Raw genomic sequence first — 14125 nt, 5'->3', positions numbered from 1 at the left:
TCATGGACCTCGGCACGACCCTCACCTGGACGGCCGAACGTTTCCCCGAACGGCTCGCCTTCGCCGGCCAGCGACGACTGACCTACCGCGAGCTCGACCGGCGCACCAATCAGATCGCGAATCTGATGACCTCGCTCGGCGTGGAACGCGGCGATCGCGTGGGGCTCTTCCTCTCCAACAGCGAGGAGATGGCGTCGACCCATCTGGCCCTCCAGAAGCTCGGCGTCATGTCGACGCCCTACAACATCCGGCTCGGCGTGCCCGAGCTGACGCACTGTCTGACCGACTCCGCCCCCAAGGTGGTTGTCGTGGACACGGTGGCGGCGGACCTGGCCCGCACCGTGCTCGCCGAGGCCCCGGCCCGACCGGCAGTGCTCACCGTCGGCGACTGCGCTATCGCGGACAGCCTCGACTTCGAGGAGTCCGTCCTCGCGGCGGACATCTCCACCCCCGGCATCGAGGTCGGACCCGATGACCTCAGCGTGATGCTCTACACCAGCGGAACCACCGGGCGCCCCAAGGGAGTCCCCCGCACGCAGCGCAATGAGCATGCCGCCTCCGTCGCCCACGTCGTCCAAGCCCGCTACCAGCCCGGCGAGATCACGCTCGGTGCCATGCCGATGTATCACACGATGGGCCTGCGCTCGCTGCTGTCGATGATCGTGGTCGGTGGGACCTTCGTCGTCCAGCCCGTGTTCCGCCCCGATGAGGCGGTCGACCTCATCGAACAGGAGTCGGTCACGGCGCTCTACCTGGTGCCCACGGCCTTCTGGTCCGTGGTCAACGGCGGCGGCGACATGGAACGGGTGGCACGCAGTGTCCGCAAGCTGGCCTTCGCCGGCGCGCCGATGACCTCCTCGCTGTGTGAGCAGCTGGTCGAACACCTCCAGCCCGAGGTGTTCATCAACCACTACGGCTCCAGCGAGGTCTACACCTTCTCCATCGCCGACGACGCCGCGGCCAAGCCCGGCGCGGCGGGCCGTCCCGGTGTGTTCGGCCGCTGGCGTGTCGTCGACCCGTCCAGCGACGAGGTCCACGAGCCGCTGCCGCCAGGCCAGGAGGGTGAGATCGCTGTGGACCTGCGCTCCGATGAGGCCTTCTCCGGCTATTGGCAGCGGCCCGATGCGGATGCGAAGTCGATCCGCCACGGCTGGTACCACACCGGCGATATCGGCCGGGTCGACGAGGACGGCGATCTGTGGGTCGAGGGCCGGGTCGACGACATGATCGTCACCGGTGGCGAGAACGTGCATCCGGTCGAGGTCGAGGACATCCTCGTCCGCCATCACGATATAGCGGAGGTCAGCGTCGTCGGCCTCCCCGACGAGAAGTGGGGCCAGGCCGTCACCGCCTTCATCGTTCCCACACGAGACGACGAGGATCCCGAGACCGTGGCCGCTCGCGTCAAGGACTGGGTCCGCAGCGAGGCGCCGCTCTCCCCCTACAAACGTCCCAAGCGGGTCATCGTCATCGAGGCGATCCCCAAGTCCCCCGTGGGCAAGATCTTGCGCCGCAAGCTCGTCGCAGGCGACTACGACCTAGCAGTCACGACCGGCGCGAACTCCCCTACTCCGATCGTCACCTGAGCACCGCGGCCCAGCGAAGAGGCCGTCAACAGAGATGAGTCATCATGGTCACATCCGATAACACCGGCAGGGTCGAGCCGGAGACGAAACGACCACTCATGGAGCGAGGCCCCGGCTTCCGCTCAGGTCTGCGCGATCTTCCTCGCCATCTCAACCCGGCGACCATCGGCGCCGGTGTCATCGCGACCATTTTCGGCTGCACCGGTCCCGCACTGATCGTCATCAGTGGAGCCGGCGCCGCCGGTCTCAGCGCCGAGGTCATCGCCTCGTGGATCTTCGGGATCTACTTCTTCGGCGGCTTGATCTCCATCGTGCTGGCCCTCTACTACCAGCAGCCCATCAGCGGGGCCTTCTCCATTCCGGGAGCCGCTCTGGTCGTGGCCGCTCTGCCGAACTTCAGCTTCGCGGAGATGGTCGGCGCATTCCTCATGGCCGGTCTGATCGTTTTGGTGATCGGCATGAGCGGACTGGTGCGCAAACTCGCCGACTGGATACCGTTCCCCATCGTCATGGCGATGATCGCCGGCGCGCTGATCCGCTTCGGTATCGACATCGTCAACTCCGCCGTCGCCGCCCCGGTCATCGTTGGGGCGACGCTCGTCGGCTATGTGCTCCTGAGCCGCTTCCTTCCGAGGGTCCCTGGCGTGGTCGGCGCGCTGGCCCTCGGGGTGCTCGTCACGGCCATTCTCGGCGACTTCGGCACCCTCGACGGCGGAGTCGGGTTCAGCACACCTGTGCTGATCGCGCCGTCCTTCGATCTCGGTGCGATGTTCGCTGTGGCGATCCCCCTCGCACTGCTGGTCATCGGGGCGGAGAACGCCCAATCGATGGGTGTCCTCATGGCAGAGAAGTACCGGCCGCCTTTCAACGTCATGACCATCATCAGCGGCATCGGTGGTCTGCTCGCCCCGGTCTTCGGCGGCCACAATGCCAATATCGCCGGTCCGATGACGGCGATCTGCTCCTCGGACCAGGCAGGCGAGGACCGTTCGGGCCGGTATGCCGCATCGGTCGTCAACGGCACCCTCTTCGGGCTGTTCGGAGTCTTCGCCGGGGTCACGGTCGCGCTAGTGACGATCCTGCCGCCGGAGCTGATCGCCACCGTCGCCGGTCTGGCGATGATCGGCGTGCTGGTGCGGTCCTTCCAGGAGAGCTTCTCGGCGAGCCGTTTCCAGCTGGGAGCCTTCTTCGCCCTCATCATCGCCATGAGCGGCGTCACGGTCTTCAACATCTCGGCACCGTTCTGGTCGCTGATCGGCGGTGTCCTCGCATCGCTGCTGCTCGAACCGAAGGACTTCCGCGCTCGTGAGCAGGAGACGACCACCGCCGACTAGGATCGGTATATGTACAACGTGGTGCTGTTGATCGAACGTCAGCTGATCGAACTGGACGCGAACCAGATCGTGTCGTTGCAGGAGGGCGTCGATGACGATGTCACCTACCATCTCCTGCTGCCCATCGAGAGCTCGGCGGCGGTCCTCGGATCGTCGATGAGCGCCCTCGGCGGTGGGCAGTTCGTGCCCATGACCGAACCGGACACCATGGCGGTCGTCGATCAGGAGCTCCACCAGGCCGGCGAGGCCGAGCTCGACGAAAGCGCCCGGCTGTTGCGCGATCGCGGTCAGCAGGTGACCGCCCGCCTCACCGATCTCGACCCGATCGACGCGCTCAAGGAGCTGGTGACCGAGACCTCGGCCGACGAGGTCATCATCCTCACCGAGCCGCACCTCGTCCGCGAGTTCCTCAAACTGGACTGGACCTCACGGGCCCGACGCTCCCTCGACGTCCCCACCTTGCACCTGCTCGAGCACCTGCCCTTCGAAGCACAGACGGAGATCTGATCCCCATGTCCGCACCCGACGCGAGCCGCGACTACGAGGTCGCGAAGTCCGACGACCAGTGGCGCGAGGAGCTCAGCGCCGCCGAGTTCCACGTGCTGCGCCAGGGCGGCACCGAACGGCCTTTCTCCAGCTCCTATGAGACCGATCCGACGGTCGGCATCTACCGTTGCCGCGCCTGCGGGAGCGAGCTGTTCCGCAGCGAGACCAAGTTCGACGCCCACTGCGGCTGGCCCGCCTTCTACGCGCCCCTCGCCGAGGATCGCGTCGAGTACATCGAGGACCGTTCGATGGGCATGCTGCGCACCGAGGTCCGCTGCGCCAACTGCGGATCGCACCTGGGCCATGTCTTCGGCGGCGAGGGCTACGACACCCCGACCGACCAGCGCTACTGCATCAACGGCATCGCCCTCGACCTCCAGGCCGACTGACCGGTTCCCCTCCGCGGGCGGTGAGCTATCCCGCACTTCGACCGTTCGAGTGCGGGATAATCCACCGCCCAGACGAAAGCGGGCTTGAGGGGTGCGTGGCTCACCGCTCACGCAGGGGGACTCAGGGCCAGAGGTCGGTGAGCTCGGTCCAGGTGCGCTTGCGGCCGGTGTAGAAGGGCGTCTCCTCGCGCACGTGACGACGCGCCCGGCTCGCGCGGAGCTCTCGCATCAGGTCGACGATGCGGTGCAGCTCGTCGGCCTCGAAGGCCAGCATCCACTCATAGTCACCGAGCGCGAAGGACGCCACCGTGTTGGCGCGTACATCCGGGTAGGGCCGGGCCTGCATGCCGTGCTCGCGCAGCATGTCGCGGCGCTCGTCCTCGGGTAACAGGTACCACTCATAGGATCGCACGAAGGGATACACGCAGACCCAGTCGCGCACCTCCTCCTCGGCCATGAAGGCCGGGATGTGCGAACGATTGAACTCGGCCGGCCGGTGCAGCGCCGTCTGCGACCACACGGGGACCATCCGCGAGCCGAGGGCCGTGCGCCGGAAGGAGTTGTACGCCACCTGCAGTGCTTCGGCCGTCGGCGCATGCCACCAGATCATCAGATCGGCGTCCGCACGCATGCCGCTGACGTCATAGGCGCCTCGCACCACGACATCGTCCCCAGCGAGCCGTGCCACGAGCTCCTCGACCTCCACGGCCTCGGCCCCGCGGTCATCCGAGCCCAGCGGACGATCCAGGCGAAACACCGACCACATGGTGTACCGGATCGTCTCGTTGATCTCCTTGGCCAGCTTCCCCTGATTCGGCACGCTCATATGTCCATTGTCCCTTCCGTCGTGATGGCGCGGGCAGCCTGGTGGGCGGTGGCGATCACCGCCGGGATGCCGACCCCGTGATAGGCCGCTCCGCAGACGGCGAGGCCGGGCACCGAGGCGATATCGGCCTCGATCCGCGCCACCAGCTCCTGATGGCCCACGTCGTACTGCGGAAGCCCCCCTCCCCACCGCTGAACGCGCGAGGCGGCGACGGTGCCGAGCGTGCCGACTCCGGCGAGCGCGGACTCTAGATCGGCGATCGCGAGTGTCACGAGCTCGTCATCGGAGCGCTGCAGTGCCGTGGCGTCGCCCGCACGTCCCAGAGAGGTGCGCACGATGCTCGCTCCCTGGGCGTCGCGCGCCAGCCACGCCCACTTGTTGGTGGCGAAGGTCGCCGCCTTGATCGATCGCCCGTCGACAGGGGGCACGAGAAAACCCGATCCCTCGGGCAGCTCCGCGCCGTCGAGCACGAGGGTGACGAGCGCCATCGAGGCGTAGTCGATGCCAGCGAGAGCGAAGGAGGCAGCCGGCGCGATGTCGCCGAGCAGGCGCGACGCGGCTGGCGCCGGGACGGCCAGCACCAGTGCGTCGCACCGCTCGCGCACGGCGCGAGTCGTCGGACCGACCACGAGCGTCCAGCCCCCGTCGTTCTCTCGCCGCACTCCGCGGACGGTGGAGTTCAGCCGGATGTCGAGGTCTTCGGCGAGCGCCACCGGCAGACTCCCCATGCCGCCGTCGAGTCCGGCGAGCACGGGCTCCGCGGGGCCGGCGGCGAGCTGTTCGGCACGGCGCGCGATCGCGGCGCCGATCGGGTCGGACCCGAGGGCGCCGATCATCGGCGCCGTGGCCCGCAACGACAACCGGTCGGCGTGCCCCGCGTAGACGCCCCCGAGAAGAGGCTCCACGAGCCGGTCGACGACCTCGCGTCCGGCCCGCTGGGCGACGAAGTCGGCCACGGGCACGTCCTCCCCGGGCACGGGCACGTCGTGGCGCTCCACCGCCCCCTCCAGGACCCCGGACGCCTCCAGCGCCTCGAGATCCGAGGGAATCCCCATCACGGTCGGCGGCATCGGCCGCAGGGCACCGCGGGTCCACAGCGTCGCGGGCGCCGGCTCGGGATGCACCAACCGATCACCGAGGCCGAGACGCCCGACCAGCTCCAGACCCTCGGGACGACGGGCCAGCATCGACTCGGCACCCTGGTCCAGGGTCAGACCCCCGATGTCCTCGAGCCGCAGCTTGCCGCCCACACGGTCGCCGGCCTCCCAGACCACGACCTCGGCGCCCGCCTCGCGCAGCGCGTGAGCACAGGTCAGCCCTGCGATCCCCGCCCCGACGACACCGACGCGCATCAGCCGACCGGATACTCGTGCACGAAGTCGACCAGCCGCGCGAGTGCGTCCGGATCGGTGTCCGGCAGCACGCCGTGGCCCAGATTGAAGATATGACCCGGCGCGGCCTTGCCGGCCGCGATGACCCGGGCCGCACGCTCGTGCACGACCTCGGTCGGTGCGAAGACCACCGTGGGATCGAGGTTGCCCTGCACGGCGCGTTCAGGACCGATGCGCCGCGTCGCCGCGTCGAGCGGCACCCGCCAGTCGACACCGACGACATCGGCGCCCGCCTCGCCCATGGCGCCGAGCAGCTCGCCCGTGCCGACCCCGAAGTGGATGCGCGGCACGCCGAGATCGGCGACCTCCGCGAGCACCGCGGCCGAGTGGGGCTGCACGAAGGTCTGGTACTCCTCCAACGACAACGCTCCCGCCCACGAGTCGAAGAGCTGGATCGCCCGGGCCCCGTGCTGCACCTGCAGGCGCAGGAACTGCCCGCCGATCCGCGCGATGCGTCCGAGGAGCGCGTGCCACAGGTCCGGGTCGCTGTACATGAGCTGCTTGGTGCGCCGGTGATCGCGCGACGGACCGCCCTCGATGAGATAGGAGGCCAAGGTGAAGGGGGCACCGGCGAAGCCGATGAGGGGCGTGTCCCCGAGCTCGTCGACGAGCGCCTCGACCGCAGCGGTGATGGTGCCGACATCGTCGGGCTCCAGATCGCGCAGCGCGGTGAGCTGCTCCGCCGAACGAATCGGCTCGGCGACCACGGGACCGGTCCCCGGGACGATGTCCAGATCCACCCCGATCGCCTTGAGCGGCACCACGATGTCGGAGAAGAAGATCGCGGCGTCGACTCCGTAGCGACGCACCGGCTGCATCGTGATCTCCACGACCAGATCGGTGCGGAAGCACGATTCGAGCATCGGCACCTCGGCACGGACCGCTCGATACTCCGGCAACGAGCGGCCCGCCTGACGCATGAACCACACGGGCGTGTGCGCGGGACGCTCACCCCGGCAGGCTTGCAGGAACGGACTGACGGGCATCGAGGTGGTCACGGTATCGAGTCTGTCAGGTGTCGCCGCGTGTCGAAGACCCGAGGTCGGCCTCTTTCCACCTAGGATCACCGGTGTGGCTGCGCGAACCGAGGTCGACGGCACGCCCGCAGCATTCACGCGGGCGGTCGAGCAGATCATGCGCGTCGATGCCCGCCCGGAGCTGACCATCCATGTGATGCCTCCGCCGCAGCGCATCGCGCCATACGCCTATGCGATCAGCGGCGATCTCGCGGTCGCCGGGGACGATGTCGCCACCGGCCGCTTCATCTGCCTGTACGATCCCGCGGGCCACGAGGCCTGGGAGGGTAGCTTCCGCTGTGTGACCTTCGCCAAGGCCGATATCGAGCCGGAGATGGCCTCGGACCCGATGCTGACCGAGGTCGGCTGGAGCTGGCTGACCGACGCCCTCGACGCCGGGGGCGCCGGCTACCACGCCGCGAGCGGCAGCGTCACCGTCGTGCGCACCGACAGCTTCGGCCAGATGGCCGAGGACGGCAGCTCGGCCCAGGTCGAGGTCCGCGCCTCCTGGTCCCCCGATCCCGACACCGACGCCGGATGTCACGCACAGGCCTGGATGCACCTGCTGGCCGAGCTCGCCGGGCTTCCACCGCTGACACCGGGGGTCATCCCCCTGCGCCGTACCGCCCATGACCGACGGGGGTCTCACAGGTGACCGACGACGTCCCTGAGACCGTGGCCGAGCCCGCTCTGCCGCGACTGGGCCTGCGTGAGCCGCTCGGCCACGTGATCGACGACGATGACGAACTGGCCCGCGCCGTGGCAGAACTGTCCCTGGCTTACGGACCGGTCGCGCTCGACGCCGAGCGCGCCTCCGGCTACCGCTACTCCCAACGGGCCTACCTCGTGCAGATCCGCCGCGAGGGCGCCGGCACCTTCCTCGTCGACCCGACCGCCTTCGACGATCTGACCTCCCTCGACGAAGCCTTCGGCGATGCCGAATGGATCCTGCACGCCGCCACCCAGGACCTCCCCTGCCTCGCGGAGGTGGGACTGCGTCCCTCCGCACTCTTCGACACCGAGCTGGCGGGGCGGCTGCTCAACCTGCCGCGGGTCGGACTCGCCGGTCTCGTCGAGCACTATCTGCAGATGAGCCTCGCCAAGGAGTTCTCCGCCGCCGACTGGTCCACGCGCCCGCTGCCCGAGCCGTGGCTGGAATACGCCGCCCTCGACGTCGAGGTCCTCGTCGAGCTGCGCGCGATGGTGGAGGCGGACCTCGAACGCACCGGCAAGGTCGCCTGGGCGCAAGAGGAGTTCGAGTCGCTGCTCGCGTTCACGGGACCTCCCGAGCGCAGCGAGCCGTGGCGCCGTACGTCGGGCCTCCACAAGGCGCGCGGCCGCCGGTCGCTCGCCATCGTCCGTTCCCTCTGGTACACCCGCGACCGCATCGCCGCGGCACGCGATGTCACCCCCGGGCGCATCCTGCCCGACTCGGCGATCCTGGAGATCGCTGCCGAGGCCCCCACCTCTCGTACGGCGCTGCGCGAGACGCGAGCCATGCGCGGGCGCGGCCCCCGTCGCTTCTTCGACGACTGGCACGCCGCCGTCGAGGAGGCCCTCGCACTCGACGAGAAGGATCTGCCGACGAGTTCACAGCGCCACGACGGTCCTCCACCGCCGCGCGCCTGGGCCGAGAAGCGGCCCGAGGCGGCCGAACGCCTCGCCCGGGCCAAGCCGGTGGTGACCGAGCTCGCCGAACAGCACGACCTGCCCAGCGAGAACCTCATCTCCCCCGGACTCATCCGTCAACTCGCCTGGGACCCGCCCGCGCACATCGACGCGGTGTCCGTCGGCGACGCTCTCCTGGAGCAAGGAGCGCGCTCGTGGCAGGTGGGCATCGTCGCCGCGCCTGTCGCCGCCGCCATGTCCGGGAACTAGGCTGTCCGGGTGGCTCCCGGCACGCTGCCCTCTCTCGACGCCTCGTCAGGCGTCGAGATCGGCGCGGAGTCGCGGCGTTCCGATTCCGCCTTGACCGGTTGGCTAATGTCGTCCCCCTGCCGAAGGGAGGACATCGATGGCGGACTTCGATAAGCCGGCGTTGCCGGGCGCCGGTCTGTTCGAGGCGCAACCCGATGATCGCCCCGATCCCGCCGAGGTCACCGCGGCAGGACACCGCGTGGCGCACCTCCTCGTCCGTGGCCCGCGCGACCACGAGGATGCCGATCTGGTCGAGCGAGTGCTCCACCTGGCTGATTCCGAGGGCATCGGCACGATCGCCGAGCTGTGGTCCCTCGCATCGCCCGACTCCCTCGCCGGTGCGCTCTGGCGGCTCTACGTCCTGCGCACCTGGGTACATCGCGAACCCGTGCGGGCGGCGCACGAGTTCGCGATCGGCAAGACCTACGCGCCGGTCCAGGAGGTGCTGGCCGGGGTCGTGGAGCCGCCGAGCCCCGAAGAGGTCGTCCGGCTGGTCGACATCGTCGTGCGCGGCATCGTCGGCGAGCATCTGGACATCACCCTCGACCGTGCCGCGGCCTTCGCGCACATCGTGGGTGTGGGGCGCGGACAGTGCGAGGACGGCGACGCGCTCAGCGGGGCACGTCTGGTGGAGACCGCACGCGATCTGCGCCACGCAGCCGAACTCGAGCGCGCCGGTGCCCTGCAGTAGACGACCGCGGGAATCGCGTGCGATGGACCACGTCCGCTGCGCTTGATCATGGCCCCATGGCCGATACGCTGGTGACTGCGCCGGGTTGCGGCAAGCCCCGGGTCCCAACATAAGCCGCTACGAGCGGCCACGCGCCGTGAGGCGCTTCCCAACCCGGCGCACCATCTTCTCTCCCCAGCTCCGCTGGGATTTGTGCGTCGTCCGGGGACTGATGATGATGCATTGGGGTCGCTATGGCAGCCGCAACGCATCATCATCAGTTCCGAGCCCACTCGAAAGTCGATGCATTGAGGTCGCTATGACGACCACAACGCATCATCATCAGTCCCTTCAGGGGGCGAAGGTGGTGTAGCTGTGCCGGGGACGGCCGATCTGGTCGAGCTCCTCGCGATCGGCGTCGCTCGGTGCCCACCGACCGGCCGCTACATTGGCGGCGATCTGCTCGGGCCGGGTCGCTCCCGCGATCACACTCGCCACCTGCGGCTGTGCGGCGAGGCCACCGATCGCGACGTCGAGCAGCGAGATCCCCCGCGCATCGGCGAAGCTCTGGAGCGCCTCGATCGTGTCCCAGTCAGCGGCGTCATAACGACGGCGCTGGTTCTCCTCGGCGAGCCGGGTGCCCTCGTCGGGCGGAGTGTCACGGCGGTACTTACCGGTCAGCAGCCCGTAAGCGAGCGGGAAATAGGGCAGCAGCCCCACGCCCAGCTCGGCGCAGGCGGGCGTGAGCTCCACCTCCGCCGTCCGGTTGTAGAGGGAGTACTCGTTCTGCGCCGTGGCGAACGAGGCCAGATCGCGCGTCCGCGACACCCAGTGCGCGTCCACCAGCTGCCACGCCTGGAAGTTCGAGCAGCCGATCGCCCGCACCTTGCCCTCGCGGACGAGATCGTCCAGCGCGCCGAGCGTCTCCTCGATCGGCGTCGACGGATCCGGGGTGTGGAGCTGGTACAGGTCGATCACGTCGGTCCCGAGTCGCCGCAGGCTCGCCTCACAGGCCCGCCGCACATACTCCGGCCGGCCCCTCGATCCGCCATCGTCGCCGTTGAGACCCTGCAGGTCCATGCCGAACTTGGTCGCCACCACCACGTCATCGCGACGGCTGCCCAGCGCCCGCCCCAGCAGCTCCTCGCTCTGGCCGAGGCCATAGACATCGGCCGTGTCGAAGAAGGTCACGCCCTGTTCGAAGCAGGCGTCGACCACCTGCTGCGTGCGCTCGGCGTCGATGCGGGCGCCGAAGGCATTGCAGCCGAGCCCCACGACGCTGACATCGATCCCACTGGTTCCCAGAATCCCTGCGGTCATGACTCCACGCTAGCGACCGACCACGCGGATCCGCCCGGCGCGCCCCCGCGCGGGCTCACCGGCCGTTACACTCGCCGAGTGCGTCACAACCGCCCCGCCGTCTGGGGGATCATCGCGAGCTGCGCGGCGATCCTCGTGGCACTGCTGGGCGCCACCGCGCTGACCCAGTCCGGCGCACCGACCCGGAGCACCAGCGGCACCGCCGCGTCCGTGGCGACCGGTGACCGGACGGCGACGACGAGCAGGGCGACACTGCCTCAGGCCACCGTCGCCGACGATCACGCTCCCGCCATGACCGACCATCTGCCGTTGGCCGTGCTGACGGCGGTCGTGCTCCTCATGGTGACGACGGCATTGCTGTCGCGGGGGGAACACAGCGCCGAGGTCGCACGACGGGTACGGGCCAGGGCCGGACGAGCACCTCCGGCGTTCTGTTGAACCCGCGCCGTCCTGCCCCGCCCATCTGAAAGCCCTCCATGACCATGACCCCGTCACGCTGGCGCGCCGTCGCCGCGTTCTTCGTCGTCGTCCTCGCCGGATTCTCGGCGTGGCACTTCCCGCCGAATCTCGGCCTCGATCTGCGTGGTGGCACGCAGATCGTCCTCGAGGCCCAATCCACCGACCGCGTCGATGCCGACAGCGACGCCACCGACCGGGCCCTGGAGGTCATCCGCGGCCGTGTCGACGCCCTGGGCGTCTCCGAGCCCACCCTCGCCCGCTCCGGCGAGAACCGCATCATCGTTGAGCTTCCAGGCGTCCAAGACCCCGAGCAGGCCGCCGAGGTCATCGGCCAGACCGCGACCTTGGAATTCCGCGAGGTCGTCTCCCCCGCCACCGAGGGCATCGAGCCGGAGGAAGGACAGACGGTTCTGCCCGACGAATCAGGCCAGGAGCTGTTGCTGAGCCCGGTCGCCTTCGACGGCAACGGCATCAGCGACGCTACCGCCGCACAGCCCGAGGGCGGCATCGGTCAGTGGGTCGTGAATGTCGACTTCAGCGGCGAGGGCCGCGGGCCGTGGGGCCAACTCGTGCAGTCCGCGTGTGCCAACACCGCCGGCGGTCAGCGTATCGCCATCGTCCTGGACGACGGCATCATCTCGGCCCCGCAGATCCAACCCAGCCTGTGCCAGTCCGGGGGCGGCAGCAGCACGAGCATCACCGGTGACTTCTCCCAGTCCGAGGCTGACGACCTCGCCGTGCTGATCAAGGGCGGCGCTCTGCCCGTCCCGGTCGACACCATCGAGCAGCGCACCATCGGCCCGACCCTCGGCGCCGCCGCGATCGACGCCTCGGTCACTGCCGCGATCATCGGCCTCGCCCTGACCGCACTGTTCATCGTCTTCGTGTATCGCCTCGTCGGCTTCATGGCCACCCTCGCGCTGGGCACCTACACACTCATCGCCTACGGCATCCTCGTGTGGCTCGGTGCCACCCTGACCCTGCCCGGGCTGGCAGGCTTCGTGCTCGCCATCGGCCTGGCGATCGACGCGAATGTCCTCGTCTACGAACGAGCGCGGGAGGAGTACGAGGAACACCCCAAGGCCGGCCTCAGTCCGGCGCTCACCACGGGCTTCAACAAGGCCTGGTCGGCGATCATCGACTCCAATATCACCACCATCCTCGCCGCGATGCTGCTGTTCTTCCTGGCGACCGGCTCCGTCCGCGGCTTCGGTGTGACGCTGACGATCGGTGTCCTCGCCTCGATGATCTCCGCCCTCGTGGTGGCACGCGTCCTCGCCGAATGGGCCGTCCGGCGGCGCTTCGTGACCAACCGTCCGCGAATCAGCGGCATCGCCGGAACCGGCCGGGTTCGCGCGTTCATCAACGAGCGTGGCCCCTTCATCGTCAAGCGCGCCGGCGTCTGGATCGTCGTCACGGCGGGCATCGCGATGGTGGCGCTCGTCGGCGTCTTCGGCAAGGGGCTGAACCTCGGCGTCGACTTCACCGGCGGTCGCATCATCGAGTACTCCACGACACAGACGGTCGACGCCGAGACCGTGCGCGAAGCCGTCAGCGATGCCGGCTTCCCGAACGCAGTCGTGCAGGAGTCCTCCAGCGACGGCGGCGGTGAGAACATCACGGTCCGCACGGAGGATGTCGACGACGAGCAGGTCGGCCAGATCCGCGACGCCGTCGTCTCCGTCGGCGGGGACGTCGAACAGATCCGCGACGAACAGGTCGGCCCGAGCCTCGGCACCGAACTGCGCAACAAGGCGCTGCTCGCCTTCGCGATCGCGGTGGCCGCCCAGCTGGTCTACCTGGGCTGGCGGTTCCGCTGGACCTGGGCCCTCGCCGCGCAGATCTCCATGGCCTCCGTCGTGCTCATGGTGGTGGGCATCTTCGCCTGGTGGGGCAAGACGATCGACAGCGTCTTCCTCGCCGCGATCCTGTCGATCATCGGACTGGTGGTCAACGACACCATCGTCGTCTTCGACCGCATCCGCGAGAACACCGGCCTGAGAGCCCAGCCGAATCTGCGACAACTCGTCAACGACGCGGTGCTGCAAACCATCCCCCGTACGATCAACACCACCCTGAGCGCGTTGTTCATCCTCGGGGCGCTGGCCGCGATCGGCGGTGACTCGCTCACCGACTTCTCCTTGGCGATCATCATCGGCCTGTCTTTGGGCGTGCTGTCGACGATCTTCACGGCCACCTCACTCGCGGTGCTGTTGGAGGAGCGGTTCCCCTTCAATCCCGAGAAGGACGCGCAGAAGCGTGCCGTCGACCCGTACTCGGCGATCGACAACGGCCGGGGCGATGGAGCGGTCGTCTGATGTCCTATCCACCTCCTCCCCACCAGCCCGGTCCCGGCGGACCGGGCTGGTGGGGGCCGTCACCGGACGCACCGTACGGGCGTGAGCCCTCGACGGGCGCCCCTTACTCGGAGCGGTCCAAGATCATCGCCGGACTGCTGCAGATCCTCGTCCCGCTCGGCATCGGCCGGATGTACATGGGCGATGTGAGCCTGGGTGTGATCCAGCTCGTCGTCACCCTCGTCACCTGTGGCATCGGGGCGCTGTGGCCGTTCATCGACGGCATCCTCATCCTCGTCGGCCGTCCGACCGACGAGTACGGACGGCCGCTGCGGTCCTGACCCCGGACCGGACGGACCACGAGGCTGACACAA

At 69.0% G+C, this 14125-nt stretch carries 14 protein-coding genes; 10 read left to right on the top strand and 4 right to left on the bottom strand.

Annotated elements, in window-relative coordinates:
* Positions 1 to 2 precede the first annotated feature (2 nt).
* From FNM00_RS09730 to msrB, 4 genes are read left to right on the top strand one after another with little or no spacing between them, the layout of a single operon-like run.
* Complete coding sequence (locus FNM00_RS09730; RefSeq protein ID WP_143913239.1) at positions 3 to 1586, top strand: class I adenylate-forming enzyme family protein; 1584 nt, start codon at positions 3 to 5, stop codon at positions 1584 to 1586.
* A gap of 44 nt (positions 1587 to 1630) precedes the next feature.
* Positions 1631 to 2920: a benzoate/H(+) symporter BenE family transporter gene (locus tag FNM00_RS09725; protein WP_143913238.1), complete on the top strand. Its 1290-nt coding sequence runs from the start codon at positions 1631 to 1633 to the stop codon at positions 2918 to 2920.
* A 9-nt stretch (positions 2921 to 2929) separates the two neighbouring features.
* Entirely contained in the window at positions 2930 to 3427 is a 498-nt protein-coding gene (locus FNM00_RS09720; protein WP_143913237.1) for a hypothetical protein, read from the top strand.
* A gap of 5 nt (positions 3428 to 3432) precedes the next feature.
* Positions 3433 to 3855 carry a peptide-methionine (R)-S-oxide reductase MsrB gene (gene msrB, locus FNM00_RS09715; RefSeq protein ID WP_143913236.1) on the top strand — a complete coding sequence of 141 codons (423 nt, stop codon included), beginning with the start codon at positions 3433 to 3435 and terminating at the stop codon, positions 3853 to 3855.
* Between the two features lie 121 nt (positions 3856 to 3976).
* On the opposite strand, the gene hemQ is transcribed toward msrB, so the two are convergent.
* The 3 genes from hemQ to hemE are packed head-to-tail and all read right to left on the bottom strand — an operon-like array spanning position 3977 to position 7058.
* Positions 3977 to 4681 (bottom strand): hydrogen peroxide-dependent heme synthase, encoded by a 705-nt coding sequence (gene hemQ / locus FNM00_RS09710; RefSeq protein ID WP_143913235.1) that lies wholly within the window; start codon positions 4679 to 4681, stop codon positions 3977 to 3979.
* The gene (hemG, locus tag FNM00_RS09705) at positions 4678 to 6033 is read right to left on the bottom strand and encodes a protoporphyrinogen oxidase (protein WP_143913234.1); all 1356 of its coding nucleotides are present in this window, start codon (positions 6031 to 6033) and stop codon (positions 4678 to 4680) included. The genes hemQ and hemG overlap by 4 nt, the downstream gene beginning before the upstream one ends.
* Positions 6033 to 7058 (bottom strand): uroporphyrinogen decarboxylase, encoded by a 1026-nt coding sequence (gene hemE, locus FNM00_RS09700; RefSeq protein ID WP_143913278.1) that lies wholly within the window; start codon positions 7056 to 7058, stop codon positions 6033 to 6035. The genes hemG and hemE overlap by 1 nt, the downstream gene beginning before the upstream one ends.
* An 85-nt stretch (positions 7059 to 7143) precedes the next feature.
* On the opposite strand from hemE, the gene FNM00_RS09695 reads away from it, so the two are divergent.
* From FNM00_RS09695 to FNM00_RS09685, 3 genes are all read left to right on the top strand, one after another.
* On the top strand, positions 7144 to 7743 hold the full coding sequence (locus FNM00_RS09695; RefSeq protein WP_143913233.1) for a DUF3000 domain-containing protein: 600 nt from the start codon (positions 7144 to 7146) through the stop codon (positions 7741 to 7743).
* Complete coding sequence (locus tag FNM00_RS09690) at positions 7740 to 8966, top strand: ribonuclease D (RefSeq protein ID WP_221933663.1); 1227 nt, start codon at positions 7740 to 7742, stop codon at positions 8964 to 8966. Before FNM00_RS09695 ends, FNM00_RS09690 begins: the two co-directional genes overlap by 4 nt.
* Before the next feature lie 136 nt (positions 8967 to 9102).
* The gene (locus tag FNM00_RS09685) at positions 9103 to 9696 is read left to right on the top strand and encodes a hypothetical protein (RefSeq protein ID WP_143913232.1); all 594 of its coding nucleotides are present in this window, start codon (positions 9103 to 9105) and stop codon (positions 9694 to 9696) included.
* 330 nt (positions 9697 to 10026) lie between these two features.
* Here FNM00_RS09685 and FNM00_RS09680 read toward each other — a convergent pair whose 3' ends face one another.
* Entirely contained in the window at positions 10027 to 10995 is a 969-nt protein-coding gene (locus FNM00_RS09680; protein WP_143913231.1) for an aldo/keto reductase, read from the bottom strand.
* Positions 10996 to 11073: 78 nt separating this feature from the next.
* Here FNM00_RS09680 and FNM00_RS09675 point away from each other — a divergent pair, with 78 nt between their 5' ends.
* The 3 genes from FNM00_RS09675 to FNM00_RS09665 are packed head-to-tail and all read left to right on the top strand — an operon-like array spanning position 11074 to position 14092.
* Positions 11074 to 11433 carry a hypothetical protein gene (locus FNM00_RS09675; RefSeq protein ID WP_143913230.1) on the top strand — a complete coding sequence of 120 codons (360 nt, stop codon included), beginning with the start codon at positions 11074 to 11076 and terminating at the stop codon, positions 11431 to 11433.
* Between the two features lie 38 nt (positions 11434 to 11471).
* Positions 11472 to 13772 (top strand): protein translocase subunit SecD, encoded by a 2301-nt coding sequence (secD, locus tag FNM00_RS09670; protein ID WP_143913229.1) that lies wholly within the window; start codon positions 11472 to 11474, stop codon positions 13770 to 13772.
* Positions 13772 to 14092 carry a TM2 domain-containing protein gene (locus tag FNM00_RS09665; protein WP_143913228.1) on the top strand — a complete coding sequence of 107 codons (321 nt, stop codon included), beginning with the start codon at positions 13772 to 13774 and terminating at the stop codon, positions 14090 to 14092. The genes secD and FNM00_RS09665 overlap by 1 nt, the downstream gene beginning before the upstream one ends.
* Positions 14093 to 14125 lie beyond the last annotated feature (33 nt).

It is taken from the genome of Aeromicrobium piscarium, assembly GCF_007421815.1.
In the GTDB taxonomy this organism is placed as follows: Bacteria; Actinomycetota; Actinomycetes; order Propionibacteriales; family Nocardioidaceae; genus Aeromicrobium; species Aeromicrobium piscarium.
The sequence above is the reverse complement of the archived record's forward strand: the minus strand, read 5'-3'. Positions and strand labels throughout refer to the sequence as shown.

What these genes read in the sequence shown, in the direction of transcription:
- FNM00_RS09680 (WP_143913231.1), bottom strand. Translation starts at nt 10,995, where the DNA reads ATGACCGCAGGGATTCTGGGAACCAGTGGGATCGATGTCAGCGTCGTG.
- hemQ (WP_143913235.1), bottom strand. Translation starts at nt 4,681, where the DNA reads ATGAGCGTGCCGAATCAGGGGAAGCTGGCCAAGGAGATCAACGAGACG.
- msrB (WP_143913236.1), top strand. Translation starts at nt 3,433, where the DNA reads ATGTCCGCACCCGACGCGAGCCGCGACTACGAGGTCGCGAAGTCCGAC.
- secD (WP_143913229.1), top strand. Translation starts at nt 11,472, where the DNA reads ATGACCATGACCCCGTCACGCTGGCGCGCCGTCGCCGCGTTCTTCGTC.
- FNM00_RS09720 (WP_143913237.1), top strand. Translation starts at nt 2,930, where the DNA reads ATGTACAACGTGGTGCTGTTGATCGAACGTCAGCTGATCGAACTGGAC.
- FNM00_RS09685 (WP_143913232.1), top strand. Translation starts at nt 9,103, where the DNA reads ATGGCGGACTTCGATAAGCCGGCGTTGCCGGGCGCCGGTCTGTTCGAG.
- FNM00_RS09725 (WP_143913238.1), top strand. Translation starts at nt 1,631, where the DNA reads ATGGTCACATCCGATAACACCGGCAGGGTCGAGCCGGAGACGAAACGA.
- FNM00_RS09730 (WP_143913239.1), top strand. Translation starts at nt 3, where the DNA reads ATGGACCTCGGCACGACCCTCACCTGGACGGCCGAACGTTTCCCCGAA.
- hemG (WP_143913234.1), bottom strand. Translation starts at nt 6,033, where the DNA reads ATGCGCGTCGGTGTCGTCGGGGCGGGGATCGCAGGGCTGACCTGTGCT.
- hemE (WP_143913278.1), bottom strand. Translation starts at nt 7,058, where the DNA reads ATGCCCGTCAGTCCGTTCCTGCAAGCCTGCCGGGGTGAGCGTCCCGCG.
- FNM00_RS09665 (WP_143913228.1), top strand. Translation starts at nt 13,772, where the DNA reads ATGTCCTATCCACCTCCTCCCCACCAGCCCGGTCCCGGCGGACCGGGC.